17 protein-coding genes are annotated in these 22276 nt (G+C 47.1%); 12 read left to right on the top strand and 5 right to left on the bottom strand.

The genetic code is table 11. From position 1 onward, the window contains the following. Nucleotides 1-3: 3 nt before the first annotated feature. The 11 genes from ABIE50_RS22170 to ABIE50_RS22220 all read left to right on the top strand — a co-directional run bounded on the left by ABIE50_RS22170 (nt 4) and on the right by ABIE50_RS22220 (nt 16067). Complete coding sequence (locus ABIE50_RS22170; RefSeq protein WP_209859557.1) at nt 4-1389, top strand: RagB/SusD family nutrient uptake outer membrane protein; 1386 nt, start codon at nt 4-6, stop codon at nt 1387-1389. Between the two features lie 124 nt (nt 1390-1513). Then, entirely contained in the window at nt 1514-3712 is a 2199-nt protein-coding gene (locus ABIE50_RS22175) for an acetolactate decarboxylase (RefSeq protein ID WP_209859555.1), read from the top strand. Between the two features lie 274 nt (nt 3713-3986). Continuing rightward, entirely contained in the window at nt 3987-5426 is a 1440-nt protein-coding gene (locus ABIE50_RS22180) for a baeRF3 domain-containing protein (protein ID WP_209859553.1), read from the top strand. Between the two features lie 58 nt (nt 5427-5484). After that, nucleotides 5485-5712, top strand: a complete 228-nt coding sequence (locus ABIE50_RS22185; protein ID WP_142688345.1) for a hypothetical protein — start codon at nt 5485-5487, stop codon at nt 5710-5712. Between the two features lie 268 nt (nt 5713-5980). After that, nucleotides 5981-7294, top strand: coding sequence for a glycoside hydrolase family 27 protein (locus tag ABIE50_RS22190; protein ID WP_354028124.1), 1314 nt, complete (start codon nt 5981-5983; stop codon nt 7292-7294). Nucleotides 7295-7395: 101 nt separating this feature from the next. Beyond that, nucleotides 7396-7842 carry a YqgE/AlgH family protein gene (locus tag ABIE50_RS22195; protein WP_209859549.1) on the top strand — a complete coding sequence of 149 codons (447 nt, stop codon included), beginning with the start codon at nt 7396-7398 and terminating at the stop codon, nt 7840-7842. An 88-nt stretch (nt 7843-7930) separates the two neighbouring features. Further along, on the top strand, nt 7931-8515 hold the full coding sequence (locus tag ABIE50_RS22200; RefSeq protein WP_209859547.1) for an RNA polymerase sigma factor: 585 nt from the start codon (nt 7931-7933) through the stop codon (nt 8513-8515). A 47-nt stretch (nt 8516-8562) separates the two neighbouring features. Then, entirely contained in the window at nt 8563-9732 is a 1170-nt protein-coding gene (locus tag ABIE50_RS22205; RefSeq protein WP_209859544.1) for a FecR family protein, read from the top strand. Nucleotides 9733-10017: 285 nt separating this feature from the next. Continuing rightward, complete coding sequence (locus ABIE50_RS22210) at nt 10018-13392, top strand: SusC/RagA family TonB-linked outer membrane protein (RefSeq protein ID WP_209859542.1); 3375 nt, start codon at nt 10018-10020, stop codon at nt 13390-13392. A gap of 10 nt (nt 13393-13402) precedes the next feature. Next, entirely contained in the window at nt 13403-14863 is a 1461-nt protein-coding gene (locus ABIE50_RS22215) for a RagB/SusD family nutrient uptake outer membrane protein (protein ID WP_209859540.1), read from the top strand. 58 nt (nt 14864-14921) lie between these two features. Next, nucleotides 14922-16067: a redoxin domain-containing protein gene (locus ABIE50_RS22220; RefSeq protein WP_209859538.1), complete on the top strand. Its 1146-nt coding sequence runs from the start codon at nt 14922-14924 to the stop codon at nt 16065-16067. A 116-nt stretch (nt 16068-16183) separates the two neighbouring features. Here the strand turns inward: ABIE50_RS22220 and ABIE50_RS22225 are convergent, their stop codons facing one another. Both ABIE50_RS22225 and ABIE50_RS22230 read right to left on the bottom strand, forming a co-directional pair. After that, nucleotides 16184-16645, bottom strand: a complete 462-nt coding sequence (locus ABIE50_RS22225; RefSeq protein ID WP_209859536.1) for a hypothetical protein — start codon at nt 16643-16645, stop codon at nt 16184-16186. A gap of 82 nt (nt 16646-16727) precedes the next feature. After that, nucleotides 16728-17147 (bottom strand): hypothetical protein, encoded by a 420-nt coding sequence (locus tag ABIE50_RS22230; RefSeq protein ID WP_209859531.1) that lies wholly within the window; start codon nt 17145-17147, stop codon nt 16728-16730. A 554-nt stretch (nt 17148-17701) separates the two neighbouring features. Between ABIE50_RS22230 and ABIE50_RS22235 the strand changes: the two genes are divergently transcribed. Then, entirely contained in the window at nt 17702-18013 is a 312-nt protein-coding gene (locus ABIE50_RS22235) for an EF-hand domain-containing protein (protein WP_142688334.1), read from the top strand. 57 nt (nt 18014-18070) lie between these two features. Here ABIE50_RS22235 and ABIE50_RS22240 read toward each other — a convergent pair whose 3' ends face one another. From ABIE50_RS22240 to ABIE50_RS22250, 3 genes are read right to left on the bottom strand one after another with little or no spacing between them, the layout of a single operon-like run. After that, a complete protein-coding gene (locus ABIE50_RS22240) occupies nt 18071-19306 on the bottom strand; it encodes a glycoside hydrolase family 88 protein (protein ID WP_209859529.1) in 1236 nt (411 codons plus the stop codon). A gap of 3 nt (nt 19307-19309) precedes the next feature. After that, a complete protein-coding gene (locus ABIE50_RS22245) occupies nt 19310-20221 on the bottom strand; it encodes a DUF5017 domain-containing protein (protein WP_209859527.1) in 912 nt (303 codons plus the stop codon). Between the two features lie 17 nt (nt 20222-20238). Then, complete coding sequence (locus ABIE50_RS22250) at nt 20239-22272, bottom strand: RagB/SusD family nutrient uptake outer membrane protein (RefSeq protein WP_209859525.1); 2034 nt, start codon at nt 22270-22272, stop codon at nt 20239-20241. Nucleotides 22273-22276 lie beyond the last annotated feature (4 nt).

Here is a 22276-nt window from a genome sequence, read left to right on the forward strand (position 1 = left end):
ATCATGAAAAGGCATCTACTGTATCTTCCGGCATTACTGTTTATATTCGCTTCCTGCAACAAGGAATTCCTTGATCTCACGCCTCCATCTGCCATATCGCCCGGGGCTTTTTTCAAAACAGCCAATGACGCCGTAACAGCGGTAAACGGTTGTTATAAATCCCTGGCGCTGAGCAACCAGTATGGAGCCACTTTCCAGGTATTAATGGAAGCCCGCGCTGATAATTACACCGACCAGGACCCGTCGTCAGGCGCCGGTCAGAACTACCAGATCAACCGCTACTCCGATAACCCGGGCAATACCAACTTCTATAACAGCTGGACGGGCATTTATAACGGTATATTCCGTTGCAATACATTACTTACAAATATCGACGCCATTAAAATGGATGATGTGCTGAAGAACCGTATTAAAGGAGAAGCAAGGTTCATCCGCGCACTGAGCTATTTTAACCTGGTGCGTCTCTGGGGCGCAGTACCGGTATTAACGGCCGTTACAGATCCGGTGAGCGCCATTAATTTAAAAAGAGATGCGGTACCGGTAGTTTATAAGCAGATAGAGGACGACCTGGTTTTCGCTGCCGCCAATTTGCCGGCAACTTACAGCGCCAATGACCTGGGACGTGTTACCGCCGGCGCCGCCAAAGGTTTGCTGGGCAAGGTATACCTGTACCAGAAAAAATATGCAGCAGCACAAACGATATTACAACAGGTAATAGATTCAAAAGTATTTGTGCTGCTGCCCAATGTTGCAGATGTATTCAGTACCACAAATAAATACAATGCAGAGATCCTGTTTGCCGTGCGTTTCGCCAAAGGCATTGCCAACCAGGATCACGGGTTCTGGTATGCCAACTCGCAGGTAGTTACTGTAGATACCACGCTGACGAAAGCCTATGACCCCACCGACCTGCGGAAAACGCTCAGCGATCCGGTAAAGCCCACCGGCAATGCCAACATCATGCCGCGCAAATTCCTTGACCAGCCGGTAAACGGAAATGCCGGGAACGATTTCCCCGTGCTGCGTTTTGCAGATGTACTGCTTATGCAGGCAGAAATACTGAATGAACAGGGATACCTTCCACAGGGCAACGCTTTTACCTTTCTGAATAATGTGCGCACAAGAGCAGGGCTCCCTGCGCTTACCTCCGCGGCATTACCCAACCAGGCTGCTTTCCGGGCGGAAGTGTATAAACAGCGCCGCCTGGAGCTGCCGTTTGAATGCGACCGGTGGTTCGACCTGGTGCGCACCAACAGGGCCATTTCAGAAATACTCGCCAATAAAAAAGTAACGCTGCCCGCATACAGGCTGATCTATCCTATTCCCCAACAGGAGATAGATATCATGAACAACCCGGCCACTTTCCCGCAGAACGAAGGATATCAATAAGGCAAATACCCCGGCAATTGCCGGGGTATTTGCTATGCCAGATATAAACAGGCCCCCGCATTCATTCTGTATCTTTTCATTATTCATCCATAAACATATAACTTGTGTCCTTATTATACATTTTATGGCTATTTCCCCGGCTTTTATCAGACTAACAGCGTTATTATTACTATGCCCCGCTTTTATCAAAGCGCAGCTGCCACAGCCCGTAAAATATCATCACCTTTTTACCACCGGCGTGGCCAGCGGATTAATGGGCGGCCTGTACGACGGCTTCTACCCTATTGACTCCCTGAAAACAAAAGGCGATTTTGGCCTGGGAGCCCCGGATAAACTTGATGGAGAATTGCTGGTGCTGAATGGAAAGGTGTACCAGACACAGTACACAGGAAAAACATTTGAGGTACAGGATCATCATCACCTTCTCCCCTTTTGCATGGTTAATTTCTTCCGGGCAGATAAGGTGATACATGTTCCGGACAGCATGAACAAAGCTGCCTTCTATCATTACCTCGACAACATTATGCCTAACATGAATGGTATGTATGCCATCCATATTAAAGGTAAATTCCGGTATATAAAAACACGCGCCTTTCCGCCGGTGGATAAACAACCCTATCCGCAACTGGCCGGTATGCTGAACCTGCAGCACTTCTTTGAATACAGCAACAGCAACGGCGACCTGGTGGGATACCGCCTGCCGGCATATATGGACAATACCAACATCTCCGGTTATCATTTCCATTATCTTTCAGGGCAAAAAGATGCAGGCGGGCATATTGTTGATCTCATCACCAGTAATGTTACCATTGAAATATCCCCGCTAAACAGCTACACCATAGCAGTGCCGGATAACCCGGCATTTAACCGGTTCGATTTTAAGAAAGACCGGCAGGAAGATATCAAGAGCGTGGAAAGAGGGACGGCAGCTCCTGTTCAAACCGCTGCAATAACAAGCAGCAAAACAGTGAATGATTCCATCATCGCCCGGTATAACCGCAACGATTTTGACGGTATTTATGACCTTGGGAATGAATGGTTCAGGATAAATATCAGTAAAGATTACTGCATCAGCAGGTTCAAAGAGAATAAGGCTGTTAGCGGCGATATTTTATCAAGCGAACTGACAGATGATTTCGGTAGCGTTAAACATTTCAAATGGCGGGGCAGGAATCAGAATTCAGACTTTGAATTAAGAGTAGAAGACGGACAGATGAAGCTGTTTGATTTCGGCAATCTTGTACTGCAGGAAACGGATTCCCTTAAAGAGGTACCATCAGACAACCCATTAAATACGCAGCTGGATTCCATTGTGCATAAACAGGCGCTCATCTATATGAGCGACAAAAGAGCAGCTGGCCTTTCCATCGGCATTTATAAGGACGGCAAACAGCAGATATACAACTATGGCCTAGCCAATAAAAAAACAAATGCGCTTCCAGACAGCAATACCATTTACCAGGTAGGTTCGGTAGCTAAAACATTTGTAGGTATATTACTGGCAAAGGCCGTAACAGACGGGAAAATGCAGCTTAATGATGATATCCGTAAATATTTAAAAGGCAGTTTTCCCAACTTACAGTACCAGGGCCATGCCATACAGCTGGTAAATCTTGCTACCCATACAGGAGGCTTTAACCGGTTTAACCTTATTAACTTCCCCGAAGGTTTCGACAACTGGAGCTCACATCAACAAAACGAGTTTTTTTATAGCTACCCTATATCCAGGTATATGCAGGACTGGCACTCCCTAAAATTAGATACTCTTCCCGGCACAAACTATTCTTACTCTTTAGGGGGCATTATGCTGCTAAGAATGGCCCTTGAAAACGTATATACAAAACCGTTAGATGCGTTAGTGCGGGGTTATTTTGGCAATACATTGGGCATGCGCCACACAAAACTCAACCTGGAGGCGGCTGATATATTACACCTGGCCATTCCGTACAATGCAAAAGGAGAAGAAATGGAGCCCATGTTAAAATCAACCGGGTCTATATTCACAGTAAAGTCCACCCCGGCCGACATGCTCAGGTATGTTGCCGCCAATGTACAGGAAAAGGACCTGGCCATTCTTTTATCCCATAAACCCAACTATGGCGATGTACGGTGGTTTGCATTGGGTCTTACATGGATGATGACCGATACATGGGATAAAGGATTGCGTATTTTCCACAGCGGGCATGATGCCGGTTATAACGCTTTATGCACCATGTATCCGCACTCTTCACTGGGTATGGTTATCCTGTCTAACGAAGATGAGCGCCAGGAATACCTGTTTGATCTCGAAAAGAAAATATTTCAGAGCCTGCAGATCAGGTAATCCTGCTGTATAACTCAATGCCCGGGCCTGCATTAGCCCGGGCAACATTTATCCGGAAAACATCTGCCGTTGTCTTCCCCTCCCAATCCGGATGCGGTTGTCAGCATTCCTGCCACTGCTTACCTGATGTAAAATCCCTTCCTCAAAAAAATCAATACGCGGTGAATTTTCCACATTCCTTTTTTTATCACCTTATTGCCGCAATTGGTACAGTTGCTGCGGGTACTCCGGGAAGAAAACACCAGTCATTGTTCAACGCTCTAAAAATAAATTTATGGGAAAAGACAGAGACGGCACTTTCCATCCAGGTAAAGGAAAACCTTCGGGAGCCAATAAGGAAGAAGGACTTGGAGCACAGGCTACTCCGCCGGAAAAAATGAATGAATACGATGAAATGACAGAAAAATATACCAGCGGTCCGGATGAGCTGGCGCCCAATGTTCACCTGTTGCATCCCAACAGGAATACTTCAAAAGCAAATACATCCAGGGGATACGGAACCAAAACAAGTGGTAAGCCTGATCACGAAAAAGAACAGGAAGATAACGCCCGTAAACGTGTTCCTATCGCCCAAACGGCGGCCGCGCCGCCGGAAGAACTGCCCGGTGTGCTTACGAAAGACGATTTCAGTCAACTGGCTTCTATCTCCGGAAAATATTGTGTATCGGTTTATATTCCCACACATGAATCCGGTGAAGCGGTGAATGAGCTGTCTGATGCAGTGCTTTTTAAAAATAAACTGCAGGAGGCAGAAAAACTATTACAGGAAAAAGGTCTGAAACAACCGGATATCGTGAAATTACTGGGGCCCGGTTATGCGCTGGTATACGACAACGACTTCTGGCGCAGCCAGCAGACAGGGCTGGCCTTGTTCCTGGCGCCTGATTTTTCCCGCTATATGAGGATGCAGTCGGCGCCGTCGGAACAACTGGTGATAAACACTTCGTTCCAGTTATCTCCACTGGTACCGGAGATGCTGGTGGCAGAGAATTTTTATCTCCTGGTGATCAGCAGGCATACTGCTAAAATTTTCAAAGGCGATGCTTCAGGCATGAACGAAATAAAAGTTGCCGGGCTTCCTGACAGCACAGCCTCCAACCGGCCTGAAGATCCCGGTGTGGCAAACGGTGACACCAATTACCAGGGTATTGGCGGCGCCGGCAACAACAACAGCACGGAATACCTGAAAGCAATAGATGATATTCTTTTCAGGGAATTGCTGCATAGTGAAAACGTACCACTGGTACTGGCGGGGCCGGAAGAGCTGGTGGCATTATATGCATCGGTCACTGCATATACGCAGCTGTACCCCGAAGCGGTGACAGGCAACCGTGAATACGATGATATACAGGCACTATGCAGGCGGGCGCGTACGCTGTTGCAACCCTACTTCAACAGGGAGCTGCAGAAAGTAAAAGAAAGATACGCCAGTCAATCGGCCACCGGCCTTACTTCTTCCATCATTGCAGATGTAATACCCGCGGCCCACTATGGGCAGGTAGATACCTTATTTGTGGCAAATAACACACAGGCATGGGGAACATTTGATGAAATGAGCAATACGCTGCAGGTGGACGATGGCATGACCGGCGATAATGAAGACCTGCTTAATAAGGCGGTGATAAAAACTATCACCAACGGCGGACAGGTATTTACAGTGGAAAAGGAGGAAATGCCGGCAGACAGCCCTGTGGCCGCCCTGATGAGATACTGATCATAAAGCTTTCCTGGCATGCCTTATGTGAAGTTAACATTGAATAAATACATTTTTTATGAAAGAGCAAGATAACAATAATAAAACCTCAAAAGCTGTTCCCGGAAAGGATGAAGAAGAGAAAACGTCTGTTGGAGGAAACTACAATTCCGGGGTTACCTCCGATGACCCTGCTACCAAAGAGGCTATCGAAAAAAAAGCATCCATGCTGGAAAGTCAGCCGCCTTCGCATAAAGACAGTCACCCGGAGGAACCGACAAAAAAAGAAAATACACAGGAACAATAGTTTCCTTCCAAAACAGCCCTGTGAAACAATGTTTCACAGGGCTGTTTTTGTAAAGCTAAAAAGATAACCCCTTACTTCATTCTGAACAAATACGCTCCTCACCTACTTCATCTCCCGGCAAAAAATTAAAGTGTTAAATTGACAATTATAATTTAAATTATTACTTTCGGCTTCCGGTAGTTCCTATTACCGTATAAATTCCATGTCAGTTTTAACAATACTATTATCATGATGCGATTATTAGCTCTCATTATCCTTACTACATTTTTTGCGCAGCGCGGGCAGACGCCAGGACTTTCACAAATGGGCTCCCGGCCCTCCTATGGGCTGGAACAGCTGGGATTGTTATGGCCCTACTGTTACAGAAGCAGAAGTAAAGGCCAACACAGACTATATGGCCAGATACCTGAAGCCTTTCGGATGGGAGTATGTAGTGGTGGATATCAGGTGGTATGTGAGCAATGATAAATCGCATGGTTATAATGAAACAGATCCTGATTACAATATAGACCAGTATGGAAGATTTGTACCGGCGGTAAACCGCTTCCCTTCTGCTAAAAACGGGCAGGGATTTAAGCCCCTCGCCGACTATATCCACAGCAAAGGGTTAAAGTTCGGTATTCATATTATGAGAGGAATACCTGTTAAAGCTGTTATGGAAAATTTGCCGGTGAAAGGCAGCTCCGCACGGGCAGCAGATATATATTCCAAAGAAGGCCAATGCCTATGGCTGCACGATATGTACACTATTCTTCCTGAAAAGGAAGGCGCGCAGGCTTATTATAACTCCCTTTTTGAGATGTATGCCGCCTGGGGACTGGATTTTGTAAAGGTAGATGATCTTTCTTCCCCTATCTATTTTGCAGGGGAAATTGAAATGATCCGCAAAGCAATCGACCGCACGGGGCGTAAAATAGTATTAAGCACCTCTCCGGGTGAAACGCCTATTGACCATGCCGCCCATGTGCAGCAATATGCCAACATGTGGAGGACTGTGGGCGATTTCTGGGATAACTGGAAACAGCTGAAAGAACATTTCCAGGTATTTGAGCGCTGGAATAAATGGAGAGCGCCGGGCGCGTATCCTGATGGCGACATGCTGCCACTGGGCCGTATCGGTATCCGTGCTGAACGCGGACAGCCCCGTATGAGCGGGTTTACAAAAGATGAGCAATACACCCTCATGACTTTATGGGCAATCTTTAAATCGCCCCTGATGTTTGGTGGTAATCTTCCCGACAACGATCCTTTTACATTATCCCTGCTCACCAATAAGAATGTACTGAAAGTATTAAACACCAGCACAGGCAACCGTCCTCTTTTTACAGAAGATGATAAGGCCGCCTGGACGGCAGAAGATCCTGCTACCGGTGCAAAATATCTTGCAGTATTCAATACAGCTGATAACCCTTCCACACCAGCCACGGCTGTAACAGTTGACCTGAGCACATTAGGCGTTACCGGCTCCTGTGTTATAACGGACCTTTGGTCCGGGAAACGGGTGGGCAGCTTTTCAGGGACTTTCGCCCCGGCTATTGCCCGTCATGGTGCAGGGTTGTACAGGATCGATAAAAAGAAATAGCCTGGTGTTTTGAAGATAAAGAAAGATGGAGCCACCGAAGGGTGGCTTTGTTTTTTAAAACTGATTTTTCCGGGCTCCCGGCATTGTTTTATTTTTACCCCATGAACGCAGGTATATTCTTACAAAGCACCTCCCTCCTTAACAACACCTATTTCGAGGACACCCTCATTTTCATTGCTGAAAAGAATGAAAAAGGCGCCCTGGGATTTGTGATCAATAAAGTATTTCCCCGGGCCATAAACGAGCTGGAAGAGTTCAAAAACAGTATTCCCTTCCCGTTACATGAAGGAGGCCCGGTGGACCAGGAACATCTTTATTTTATACATCAGCGCCCTGATCTTATAAAAAATGGTGAACCCGTAGCCGGCAACATTTGCCTGGGCGGGGATTTTGCAGCGGCGATGAAACTGATCAACAACTATACCCTTACCGCTGATGATATCAGGATATTTATCGGGTACTGTGGCTGGGATGGGAAGGAACTGGAGGAAGAGATCATGGAAGGCTCCTGGGAGGTAATAAACGAAGCGGCATTGTTTGGGAATTAAAACAATACAGCAAAAATAATTACACGGATCATTACCTACTTATAATTTTTTGCCCTAGTTTGCAAAATAATCCGGCCTCTGAAGATAATTGTCATCCAACCAAACATATAATGAAAAAGAGCTGCTTTTACGTATTGCAGAGGGAGATGAAGCTGCTTTCACAATCCTGTTTAATCTTTATTCCACACCATTAGCAGCCATCGCCTTGCGTATGCTTCAGAGCGAAACTGCAAAACAGGAGGTATTACAGGAGTTTTTTATTAAGATATGGCTGAACCGGGACCGGCTGTCGGATGTACAAACACCCGGCCCATGGCTCAGGAAGGTCATGATCCATGAATGTTTGCAATATCTCCGCAAAACTTCTTTATACAATGCCAAACTGGACAACCTTAAACAGGAAGATGCCAGTTTTAACCTTGCACTCCATACTATTTCCGTTAAGGAAATACAACATGCGGTGAAGCGCGCGCTCCTGTCAATGCCTTCCCAGCGCCGTACCATTTATGAGCTCAGCAGGGAAAAAGGTATGCCTACAAAAGAAATAGCTGCTCAACTTGGCCTTTCAGACGGGTATGTACGCAATGCGCTGAGCGCCGCCCTCCAAACTATCCGCAGCTTCCTGCCACAGGCTATACGGCTGCCTGTCATTATTATTTTTTTATTTTTTTAGTGACGGATAGTGACAACTCATTTCCCCGCGCATCTTATTATCAGAGTATGGACAATACACGCATATATTATCTTACCGGGCGGTACCTGGAAAAAAACCTGAGCGAAGCAGAGCAGGAAGAGTTCCGGCGCCTGTTACAAGCCCCCGCCCACCAGGAGGCATTGCAGGCTGCCTTTGAGGCGCTGGCGGGAGAACCGGATATGAACATCCCCCGGGATGAGGCCTTGCTGCCGCTGTTGCAGCAGGCACTAAACAGCGATAAGCCTGTTCGCCGCATTCATTTCCTACCCCGCTGGAGCTGGGCCGCTGCTTCGGTTTTGCTGGTGCTTGCCGCCGGTGCTTACTATTGGACAGTCCATAAAAAAAATACACACCCCGTGGCCATTGCGGCTAAAGCTACAGACATAGGCCCCGGCAGGGAGGGCGCTACCCTTACCCTGGCCGATGGCTCCAAAATAAAGCTGGATAGCCTGGGCAATGGCGTTATTGCCAAACAGAACGGCGCACAGGTGGTGCTGGCCAACGGGCAGGTTGCATATGATCCCACGGGCAATACGAATGGAGAAGTGGTATTTAATACAATGTCGACCCCGAGAGGCAGGCAATTCCGTCTTACTTTACCCGATGGCACCCTGGTATGGTTAAATGCAGCCAGCTCAATACGTTATCCTACCGTGTTTCCCGGTAAGGAAAGAAAAGTGGAAGTGACCGGTGAAGCCTACTTTGAAGTGGTAAAGAACCCCTCTGTTCCCTTCAGCGTGAGGGTAAACAATAAAGCGGAAATAGAAGTGCTGGGCACTCATTTTAATGTGAATGCCTACGAAAACGAGCAATCTATTGCCACTACCTTACTGGAAGGAGCGGTGCGGGTTTCTGCGGCTAACCGGCGTGGACCGGGAGCCGTGGTTCTTCGTCCCGGTCAGCAGGCGCAATTGAGCAATGCCGGTATAACCGGGATTAAGGTGGCAAATGCGAATACGGAAAAAGCGGTTGCCTGGAAAAATGGACTGTTTTATTTCGATGGAGCAACGCTGGCCGAAATCATGCGACAGATGGAGCGCTGGTACGATATAGAGGTAGTGTATGAAAATGGTGTTCCCGATATTGAATTTGAAGGGGAGATGACCAAAGATGTATCATTAAACGGTTTACTGATCATGCTGAAAAGAACGGATGTACGCTTTCGGATTGAAGGCAGGAAATTGATTGTCCAATAGAATATGCTGTGCTGCCGCTTTTAAGCGGCATAACAATATATACCGGGTCAGCTTTTAAAAAAAAACCGTCACAGTTTAGGCCTGTGACGGTGGATAAATTCAGCTGGTCCAAAAAACGGTTTGCCAACCACTTTTATTAACAACCAAATCTGCTGCAAATCTATGCAAAAAAAATGCTATTGCCCCCCCGCCAACCAGGGGGAATGCCAGGGCATTGCCCGATCCGCGAAAGCCGGATCCAGCGCCTCCTTAAAAAAAGGATCGCCTACCAAAATCTTTAAGGTTATGAAATTAACTACCTTACTATTAACGGCCGCTTTTATTCATGCCCAGGCCACCAGTATGGCGCAAAACGTCACTATTTCAGGCAGGAACCTGAGTTTAAAACAGGTGTTTGCTGCCATTAAAAAACAGACGGGCTATGTGTTGCTTAACCAGAAAGGAGTGCTGGCCGATTCCAGGCCGGTATCGCTGTCTGCTAAGGACCAGCCGCTTACAGAGCTGTTAAACGATATTTTTAAAACCCAGCCATTGGAGTATGTGATAGAAGGCAAAACGATCCTTGTTTCCCGGAAAGTGGCGCCCGCAGCTCCTGTTAAAACGCTTTCTCCTTCCGCTTCCTATATTAACACGCTTATTCCTGTAAGAGGTATTGTCCGTTCTTCCGACGGACAACCTCTGGCGGGAGTGAACGTGGTGATAACCGGTACAAAGAAAGGCACTACTTCCACGGCTAATGGCTATTTTTCCATTGATGCCAGTGAGGGAGATGTGCTTAAGATATCTGCTGTAGGATTCGCTCCGCTTACCCTTCGTTTCACAGGTGATCATGTACAGGTGGTGAATGCCGGGCAGCAGGATAAGGAGGAGAACACTTCCCGGGCCGGTTCCTCGAAACTGGTATCCGGAAATCCGTCGGCGCTCATCATACAGCTTGCTGTGAGCACTTCTCCTATTGATGAAGTACAGATAACTGCCTATGGTACCACTACAAAAAGATTTAATGCGGGTAACATTACTACCATTACGGCTAAAGAAATAGCCAAGAACCCGGTAAACAATGTGCTGGAAGCATTACAGGGCAAAGTACCGGGTTTGTTCATCCAACAGGTGACCGGTCAGCCGGGAGGCGCTTTTACCATCAGGATGCGCGGCTCTGCCAATCTTACCACCGGCGCCACACAGCCGCTGATCATTGTGGATGGTGTACGTTTTCCCGGTGGCACATTGCCCCTTTCTACCAATACCTCCTATGGTACGCAGGATTTCCTGCAGGGTGGCAGCGGCTTAAACTACATCAATCCAAACGATATTGAAAGCATCGATGTGCTCAAAGATGTAGATGCCACTGCTATCTATGGTTCTTCCGGCGCCTATGGCGTAATTCTCATCACCACAAAAAAATCCAGGTCGGCCCAGCAATCCTTTAACGCCAATATCTATACGGGCGTATCGGTCAACGGCCAAACGCCTCCCCTGCTTAATACCCAGCAGTACCTGATGCTGCGCCGCGAAGCAATAAAGAATGATGGCCTGGACATATCTGCCAGCGATAATGACCTGAATGGTACCTGGCCGGCCGACCGCTACACGAACTGGAGAAAGGAGTTTATGGGAAAGTCGGCAGCCACCACCAATGCCAACCTCACTTACAGCGGCGGTGCGCAGAACACGACTTATCTTATCAGCGGAAGTCTCCGCGACATGGGGAATATCCAGCGCCATAAAGGATCAAACAGGGATGGCTCGCTCAGGTTTTCATTAAACACAAGCTCGGCAAACAATAAATTCACGATGGGCATCACCGGTACTTATCTCTCCTCCAAAAATGATATGGTGCCTTATGATTTCTCCGTTAGCGCGCTCACACCACCTAATGCGCCACCGGCCTACAATAAAGACGGCAGCATTAACTGGGCATCCATTGGAAATGACCTTAACAGCAGTGGTACCGCAAGTAATGCGAACAGGTTGTATAAAAACGTGACCAATAACCTGCTTGCCAATGCTACCCTTACCTACAAACCTGTTAAGAAGGTGACCCTTCGCAGTATTTTCGGGTATAATACGATTTCCGGGAAAGAACTGATCGGCTATCCCACTTCTACCTTTAATCCTACCAACACCCAGGCAGCTACGCAAACAGTGGGTATTCTTCACCAGTATAATACCCGCTCCATCACTATTTCGCCTTATGGTGAATACAATACCTTAATTGGTAAGAAAGGTGATCTGAGCATTAAACTGGGCGGTGAAGTGAACAACCAGGTAACCTATTTTGATGAGATCACCGGGAAAGGTTTTCCGTCAGATGCTTTGCTGAACAACCCTTCCGCCGGGTCTACGGTAACAACCGATTATAATCTCACCGAGTACCGGTCCATCGGCATGTATGGGATTATAAAATTTGTTTGGGATGATAAATACATTATCGATATTAATACACGGAGGGATGGTTCCACTAAATTCGGCCCGGGGCGCCGTATAGGAAATTTTGGTTCTGCAGCGCTGGCCTGGATCTTCAGCGGGGAAAAGCTGGTAAAGGATAACCTGCCCTGGCTCAGCTTTGGTAAGTTAAGAGTGAGCAGCGGCGTAGTAGGCGGCGATGCCATTGGCGATTTCCGCTATCTTGGTACTTATAGTGTGACCGGTGGCTCCTATGATGGTAAGGTAGGATTATCTCCCAACTCCCTTCCCAATCCCCTGTTGAACTGGGAACGTAACTTTAATTCCGAAGCCGGCCTGGAGCTGGGTTTCTTCAACGACAGGATTACGACCGATGTTAGTTATTATCATAACCGCGCCGGCAACCAGCTGCTCGGACAGCCCCTGTCGAGCGTAACCGGTTATACCAGCTATACCCTGAACTCTGATGCGCTGATCCGCACCAGTGGCTGGGAAGCCAGTCTGAACACCATCAATATCAAAAGCAAAAATTTCACCTGGTCAACACGGTTCAACATTTCCGTACCAAAGAGCAAGCTGCTGCGGCTTCCATCTCAAAGTAACCAGAATTCGAATTATGTGCTGAACAAACCTGTTACCGGGATATTACTTTATAAATACAACGGGGTAAACCCCGAAACAGGCTACTACAGCTTCACTGATGCGAAAGGTAATGTTTCGGATTTCACAGGAGGATTAACACGGGCAGATAAAACTGAATTTGTAGACCTGGCACCGAAATATTTCGGGGGACTGCAAAACTCCTTTACCTATAAGCGGCTCACCTTCGACTTTTCATTCAGCTTTACCAGCCGGACAGGTAAAAACTTCCTTGGCCAAACTGCTTTCCCTTTTGGCTTATACGGCCTGAACGGGTCCACCATGTGGCTGCGCCGCTGGCAGCAACCGGGTGATGTAACCGATATTCCCAAACTAAGCTCCCAGTTCACCAGCATATTCCGGCAGTGGCTACTGCAGGAAAGTACCGGGGCATACAGCAATGCTACTTATGCAAGGCTGCAAAACGTAAGCATACGCTATAGCTTCAGCCCTGAAGTAAATAAAATGCTGCATCTGAAAAACCTGTCGGTTTACCTCCAGGGACAAAACCTGCTTACCATTTCCAACTTCGACGGCCTCGACCCGGAGAACCTGAACGCCGGCGTAATTCCTCCATTGCGCGTATTTACAGCCGGAATTAATGTAACACTTTAATGTAGAGAAAATGAAGATGATATTTCATACTGATCATAGCTTACCAAAATGCCTGCTTGCTGCTGCAGCGATGCTTACCTTCACACTAAGCAGCTGTGAATCCTACCTGGACGGCACTCAGCTGCCCGCAAACACCATTGCGGCTGCCGATGTTTATTCCAACGACAACATGGTGTCCACGGTTGTTACAGGCCTTTACCTGGCCATGAACAGTTCCGGCCCTTTTACCGGCAACGCGAGCGGCAATATAGGTTATACCATGGGTTTATATACTGACGAGCTCAAAAGCCTGCTGTCCGGTAACTTTGCAGATGTATTTTATAAAAATGCGGTTCAAAGCGGGCAAAGCGGCAACTGGGCAGATTTGTATAAGCAGCTTTTCACAGTTAACACCGCTATTGATGGTATCAATACCAGCAAAGGCAACCTGGTTTATAAGGATCAATGGTTGGGTGAGTGCTATTTCCTCCGCGCGTATTTCTACTATTACCTGGTCAATATCTACGGACCTGTGCCGCTTGCGCTAACAAACGACTACGCAATAAACAACCGGTTATCGCGCGCACCGGAAGCAGATGTATACAAGCAGATCATTGCCGATCTTAAAATGGCGCAATCGCTGCTGAGCGATGAATATAAAAACGGTTATGGCATCACCACTCCTAATCGCTTTCGCCCCAATAAAGCGGTAGCTACAGCCATGCTGGCCAGGGTATACCTGTATGCGAAAGACTGGGCCAATGCAGAGGCGCAGGCTACTGCACTGATCGGCAACACGAATTATGAGATGCTTGCGCCGGATAAGGTGTTCCTTGCCAACAGCAAAGAAACCATCTGGGCGCTGGCTACCAACAACCCGAAAACAACCAGTGAATATTCCTACTACAATAATGGCATGCCGGCTACTATCACGCCGCCGCAAACACCTGCTTCCTCCAGCGTTTTCGTGGCGCTGAGCAGCATTTTACTCAATACCTTTGAGAACGGGGACCAGCGTTTCACCAATTGGACGCGTACTTCAACGGTTGCCGCTACTTCTACCAGTCCGGCGGTCACTTACTACTTCCCTGCTAAATATAAATCTGCCGTACCCAATGCAGAATACCAGGTGCTGCTGCGGCTTTCGGAACAATACCTGATCCGTGCAGAAGCGAGGGCCATGCAAAATAAAAACACCGCAGTGGAAGACCTGAACGTTGTACGCCTGCGTGCCGGGCTGCAAGCCCTACCCAACAGCAACCAGGCTGCTCTCCTTGCCGCCATTGCCCGGGAAAGGCAAACAGAACTGTTCACAGAAAGCGGACACCGTTTCTTCGACCTGAAACGTACCGGTACCATTGATGCCGTAATGGCTGTTGTGGCGCCCGTCAAATTAACCACCTGGAAAAGTTACATGGCGTATTGGCCTATTCCGCCCGGCGACCTGCTGCAAAATCCTAATCTTACTCCCAACCCGGGATATCTTCAATAAATAATACCGGAACAGGATAGCAAAACTGCTGTCCTGTTCTTCTCAACAAAATCTTTTTATGAAAAAAAATATTTTCATTGCCGCCCTGCTGGCGCCCGGACTGGCATTTGCACAATCCGGTAAATACACGCTGACTGTCAGGCTCAACACCATCACAACACCTGCAAAGGCTTACCTGGTAAAAGATTACGGATGGAGCAACCAGCAGCTTCTCGACTCGGTAATGCCTCATAAAGGTATTTATACTTTTAGCGGACAGGTAGATGAACCTTCAAAAGTAACTGTGCTCATTGATCATGACGGAGGAGCAGCCCAAAAATGGACAAAGACAGCTGATGTTATTGACTGCTACCTGGAAAAAGGCCGTATAGACATTACCGGTACAAGCACTGTCAAAAACGCTACCGTTAAAGGCGGACCTGTAAACAACGACTACAAGCGATACAAACAAACGGTGCTGCTTTATATGGATCAGATGAGCAAGTCCATGGATTCCATATTCCGTACCGCATCAGACCAGCGGAAAAAAGACCCTGCACTGATGGATAGCGTGATGAAACAATACCGGGAAGTTTCAAAAAAAACGGATTCTCTGAAATATGTCTTCATCCGCCGCAATCCAGCCTCTTTTATCAGCCTGTTTACCCTGGTGGAAGTGGCCGGGAATGATATAGATGTGCCCCGTATTAAGCCGATCTTCCAAACGCTTTCTCCTGTATTGCAGCACAGCAATAGCGGTAAACGATTTGCGGAAATACTGTACGATCTGGGCCCCCTTTCCATTGGAGCAATTGCCCCTGACTTTACACAAAACGATGTAAACGACAAACCTGTAAAGCTTTCTGATTTCAGGGGGAAATATGTACTGGTGGATTTCTGGGCCTCCTGGTGCGGGCCATGCCGGGCAGAAAACCCTAACCTGGTTAAAGCATACCACAAGTTCAGGGATAACAACTTTACCGTACTTGGTGTTTCGCTGGATCAACCCGGAAAAAAAGCAGCATGGCTTGGAGCGATTGAAAAAGATGGTTTACCATGGACCCAGGTTTCCGATCTGCAATTCTGGAAAAATGCGGCTGCGAAGCTGTACCAGGTGCACTCCATTCCGCAGAATTTTTTGATTGATCCCAGCGGGAAGATCGTGGCAAAGAACCTGCGGGGAGAGACGCTGGAAGAGAGGCTTGGGGAGATATTGGGGAGATGATAAGAGGGAAATTTATATTCATCCTGCATACAATAGGAAATCCGTAGATAATGTCTGCGGGTTTCCCCTCTTCTTTCATTGAAAGTAACCAGGTAAAAAAAACTTCATCCAATGTATTATTTAAAAATTCTGCCGTCAAAGATCCAATCCAGACTATTACCACTCCAAAGCCTGCTATCCTTCAGTTGCCTTAAGTGGCTTAGCACCTCCCATTTTTCACTCCACTGATTAAAATGTTGACTATGGAATTCCAAAAAATTATATTTAAACAATGAAGCTTTGCTATCAGCAGTTAGAAAACCGAGAGTTAAATACTCCTCAGGATTGGTTATAAAATGCCCGCATACAACACACTTTCGTTCTCTTTTCAATGAAGAATAGTACTTAAAAAACAAATCGACTTCCCGCCATTGTGGATTATTCATTAAACACCCGGAATGATATACCTGATCATTAAAACAATAAAGTGGATCGGACTCATTCTGTACTACATTAGGAAATGAAACGATTTGGTCCTCAACATCTAGTATTTTTCCACAAAGATCACATTTTGTACTACCCCAAAAAACTAATGCCATATAGGTATTTGTTTGCTTTCTCTTTTAAGAGTTGTAAAAAATAATTTTTGTAAGAATAGATTTAAAGCCTTCTTCTAATATTTCATACTACATGATGTAATAATTGAAATATACCTTTGTAATGTTCTCCCTTCTCTAATTTCACAATATGATTTCTGTCATGAATATCGATCAAAACAAGACGTGTAAAATCCTTTACACTCTTTATCCCGTCTTTATATTCCTCATGGAGGGCAATATTTACCTTGACCAGTTCCGAATAGTGTATAAACAATGTTACTCCATTTTTTTCCTCTATAATCCGGTCTCCCGTTATTAATAACCAATTTGATTCATCCTGCTTAAAACATAACAACGGTTGTTCATCTGTTTGAAGAAAAGTCAATTGATGAATAAAATCGGTTTTGTTTTCATCACTGATTATTTTAGTCATCGACCCTTCACCGCCTTTCCTTCGGAAGATTGACAATAATATAGACGGTTCATATTTTTTATATTTCATAAAATGTTATAATCAGACGTTTCGGGCAACTAAAATCCGGAAATATCAAAAATATGTTGTTCTGCTAAAGATGTAAGGGTAACAGACACAGTATACGTACTAATTTCAGTATTCAAATGCGTATACCGGTATACTGCTGTGATTATCCGTAGAATGGCACCTGAGCGCCTTCGGCAGCTGATATTACGGATCATGGGAGGATTGCAATGCTAATATATTGTATTCATTTTTTCTCAATCACCAGTAATACTTTCAATATTTTCTATACACTCCATGATGCCCTAAAGTTAATATAGCGAACTCACATCTGGCAGAACTCCGTTAATTACTACTAACCAACGTTAAACAGTGTTAAGGGCCCCAACCATTAAAACACACCTAAATCCAATATTATCAAGCCATACCAGCCGCCAACTTATCCTGCACCCTCTCAACGTCTGCTTCTCTCTCCTTAAACTTCCATTACTGCCAGCCATCTAAAAACTATATGTCGAACTGGTTCCTGTTGTTAACACCAGGAACATTAATTCATTCAAAACTAAAAACACACAATTATGATGAAGCATTTTCTTGTAGCAGGTTTGTTAATGACAACACTGGTTTCTGTAAAATCTTATGCACAGCAACCGCAACAGCCACAGCAACACGACCGGGAAGGGTTCTTTAAGAAGATTGATACAGACGGGGATGGTAAACTCAGCAAAACGGAAGTAGATGCAGCGGCTAAAGACAATAAGCGGCTTTCCAAAATAAGCGAAAACTTCGCCGCTATTGATACCAACAAGGATTCTTTTCTTGACAAAGATGAGCTGAAGGCATATAGAAAAAGCCAGGGACCACGCAAAAAAGAGGACGGTAATAAATAGCACAAAAAAGGGGCAGTTATCCGGATCACCGGACAACTGCCCTCTTTACTCTTTATCTCAATCAAGTGAAGCCTTGTAGCGCTCCAGTGCTTCCATAAAGTAATAGTCTGCATACACCAGCGGCACATCAATCTCTGTATTATGCGGAATGCTTCCCACGCTATGCATCAGTATAAAATTACCGTTCTTCCCTTCCGGCGCCCTGTATGCAGCACTTGCCAGTGAATGCAGTATGGCGATGGCCGCCTTACGGTAGCCCTCTCCCTTGCTCTTATCTACATAACCACTCAATTCAAATAATGCCGACGATACGATGGCGGCAGCAGAAACATCCCGGTATTTTGTTTTTACGCGGTTGGCATTGGAACGTATGCCAGGTTGATACCCTGCTTCCTCTGCATTGAAATCCCAGTAAGGCACTTTGTCTTCAGGCAGGTTTTTATTATCCAGGAACCAATCCGCCATCCCGGCTGCTGTTTTAAGAAAACGGGGATCATGCGTTTCCCGGTAGATCATGGTAAAACCATAAATGCCCCATGCCTGGCCGCGCGACCAGGTAGAATTATCCGCATAGCCCTGCGCGGTTTCCCGGGCCAGTACCTTACCATTGGTGGTATCGTAGCATACTACATGATAGGAGCTGTAATCGGGCCGTACCTGGTTGTACATGGCAGTTTCTGCATGGCTCACCGCTATGTGGCGGAAGCTGGTGTCGCCGGTTTCCCTGGAAGCAAAGAACAACAGCTCCAGGTTCATCAGGTTGTCGATGATCACAGGATAGTAATACATCTGCTGGCCATGCCAGGATTTAAAGGCATTCCATGATTTAATGCTCCGGGTTACGGGGTTAAAGCGGGTGCTGAGTGAGCGGGCGCCCTGGATGAGGATATCGCGGTATGTTTTGTTACCGGTAAGACGGTAAGCGTTGCCATAGCTGCAATACATCATGAAGCCAAGATCATGGTGTTGGGTAAAATCCTTCAGCGGCTCCAGTTTCTCCGTCCATTTAACGGCCTCCCGCTGCCATACAGGATCTTTGGTTTGCTCATAGGCATACCAGAGCGAGCCCGGGAAAAAACCAGGCGTCCAGTCGTACATAGAGGTGGTGATCATTTTTCCCTCTTTGTTGGTAGTACGGGGAAATGCCAGTTGCTCCCGCGATTCCGTATCCTTCAGCATATGCTTAAGCTGTTGCCTTGCAAAGCCTGCATTACTGTCTACAAAGTCTTTCTCACCGCCGGCAGTGAAAACACTCAGTCCGGCGGTTAAGATGAAATAAAACAATGGTTTCATATGCTATGGTATCACTTTAATGATAAACTCCCTTATTATACGCCTTTCTTCATCCAGCGTATGGTTAAATGCTACAAAGGTGGCCTTGTACACACCGGCGGCGGGGTATGCGTAGGCATATTCCGCTTTATCAGGCTCATTGATACTTTTAATGCCTGTGCTTACATCTCCCGGAACCCGGCCGGCATACAATGGTTTGGTCACCACCCAGCTGGTATTGGTAGCTGCCGCGGCATCGCCGCCTGTGATCTTAAGATCAGTGGCAGATGCCGTCCAGCGCCCGCTGGCGGGATTCCATACATTGCCGTAACGGGTCCAGTAGGCTACGTCTGTGGAGAAGGAGCTTAAGGATACTGTTTTTTCAGGCAATACATTGTTCACTGCAAATTGGGTGATCGTCCAGGTGCGTTGTGTGGAACCGGTTACGCCGCTGTATTTGAAAGCAATGAAGAGTGAATCGTTTTCATTGGCCAGCAGGTCGGTCAGGTCTGCAGTGCCAAAAGGCACTTCAGTGCTACCGGTTGCCAGCGTGCCGCGGTTACTGATATCTGTCCAGGCGGCATTCACTACAGCAGCAGAATCAAGCCCCGCCAGTTTGTTGGTAGCCAGCACCTGCAGGGTATTGGTTTGTGAGCCATATTGTGCTTTTGAAGAAAAGCTAAGGGTGATGTGGCCCAGTTTATAGGCTGCAGAGCGGCCATCGTAACGCTTGCCGGGCTCCCCGGAATAGAAGGTGATATTACCTACGGTACCATTGAATTTAAAACGGGTAGTATCGCCAAGGCGGTAGGTGAAGGTATCTGCCACCAACCGTGCAGGATCAAGCGAAACATTAAAATCCGGTGTATCTACTTCCAGTTTTTTGGAACAGGCTACGGCGCAGCAGCACAGCAGTATGAGGAATGATCTTTTCATGTTTGTTTTTTTTAGATTTACCAGCCTTCGTTTTGTACCAGTAAGCGGTTAAGATTAAGCTCATAAGTAGGCTTGGGCAACATTACATGCCTGCTGCTCACGTTGCGTATTCCCTGTAAACCGTTGGGGTTACCGGTAGAAGTGACCCCTGCCCCGTTGGAAGTGGCCCAGGCGGCGAAGTTCTGCATGTCTGCCACAAAATTTCCCCAGCGGATCAGGTCTGCTTTCCTTACGGCTTCAAAACATAGCTCACGCATTCTTTCATCGCGGATGGCCAGCTGGAATGCATCTTTGCTAAGACCGGGTGTAAGATCGGATTCGTTGCCAGTGGTAATGGCTGCCGTTGCAATAGCGGCTATGCCCGCATAGGTGAACACTGCGCCGGTTACCGCGGGATCAGAGGCGCCGGAAGTATTTGTTGGCGCCGTATTGGTGGAGGTACCGGCCGTTGTTACCGTATACAGGTTACCGTTATTGGTGACCTGTATTCCCTTGGCATAGCTGATACCTGGTGTCCAGAAAGTACCGATTACTACCACAGGTGCGGAAGTATAGTACGAACCTGCTGTTAAAGCCCCAGGGCTGTTCAGGTAAATACCTGTTACCTTGCCTTCGGCAATGATGGCCGTGCCGGTAGCGCCATTGCCACCACCGCCGGTGATGCTCACTGCGGGGGCTTTGGTATAGCCGCTACCTGTGCCCGTCATGGTAATGGATTTTACTACATTGCCATTCATCAGCCCATACCCTCTTTTCCGTACCTGGTTAATGTAGGTATATGCGTTCGTAGGCCCGTTCACGTAGTTCTCAGCTTCTGCACGCATCAGCAGTACATCTGAATAACGGATCATGGGCCAGTTGATATTATAGGTACCGCCTACCCCATTGGTGTTGCGGATAGCCTGCGGCACATATTCCCTTCTGAACTTACCGGCGCACATCTGCCAGGGATTGGGACGGGCTGCTTTTATACGGGGATTGGTACCACTGTAAATGTAGTTAGCGCAGTTCCAGTCGCGGCGTATATCCAGCGAAGGCTTATTAGGACCGGCACTGCTGCTGGGATCCGTTTCATAGGAGTCGAACAGTTTTTTGGTAACCCATACCCATGCCGCGGAATTGTAGGAAGTGGAATCCAACGCAGTAAGCGTAGATTGTATTCCCACAAAGTTACCGATATCATTACCTGATTTGTTCACCACGCCGGCGGCGGCGCCAAGGGAGCCCAGCTCCCAGATATTTTCCCTTACATCGTACTGGTCGGTGGCAAGGTTGATAAATACCTGGCGGTAATCGGGGTTCAATGCATGAAGACCAGATGTGATCACTTTGTCGGTATACGTGATCACATCCTGGTATTTGGCGGTGTTATTCTGCGGATAACCTGCCCAGTAAAGATACACGCGCGCCAACATTGCCTGCACAGCGGTGAGCGTTACCACATCGTTGAATTTTGCCTGGGTTACGGTGTAATCTTTCAGCAGTGTTTCGGCCTCTTTCATATCCTTTTCCACCTGTGCATACACATCTCCCTGCTTCACGGGAGGAATGTTTACATCGTCTATAGCAGGCGTGTGGAGCACTACCGGCACATCTCCATAATTACTGGTAAGAATAAAGTACAGGAACCCGCGGAGGAACAATGCCTGTCCTTTGATAATATTCCTGCGTCCTTCATCCATTGTGGGCTTATTGATATTGTCCAGCAAGGTGTTGAGGTTGTTGATGCCCACATAAGCATAACGCCATATGTTGGCGATATGCACCAGGGAAGCATCGTAATTATAACGCAGACCGCGCGCATCACCGTCTGCCGTGCGGTTCGACATTACCTCATCTGTGGTGGATACAAAATTGAAGCCCATCACCTGCGCATACAGTTCAGGCCGCATCAGGTCGCCGTACACGCCATTCAGCGCCTGCTGCAGCTGGGCTTCTGTTCCGTAGTAATTATCGGTGGTATAAAAATCCGTCGGTTTTGTATCGAGGAATTTTTTGCAGGAACTCAGTCCTGCTATTGCTATACATGCCAGGATGCAAATACGTTTCATGTTC

This window comes from Chitinophaga sp. OAE865 (assembly GCF_040546735.1).
Taxonomy (GTDB): domain Bacteria; phylum Bacteroidota; class Bacteroidia; order Chitinophagales; family Chitinophagaceae; genus Chitinophaga; species Chitinophaga polysaccharea_A.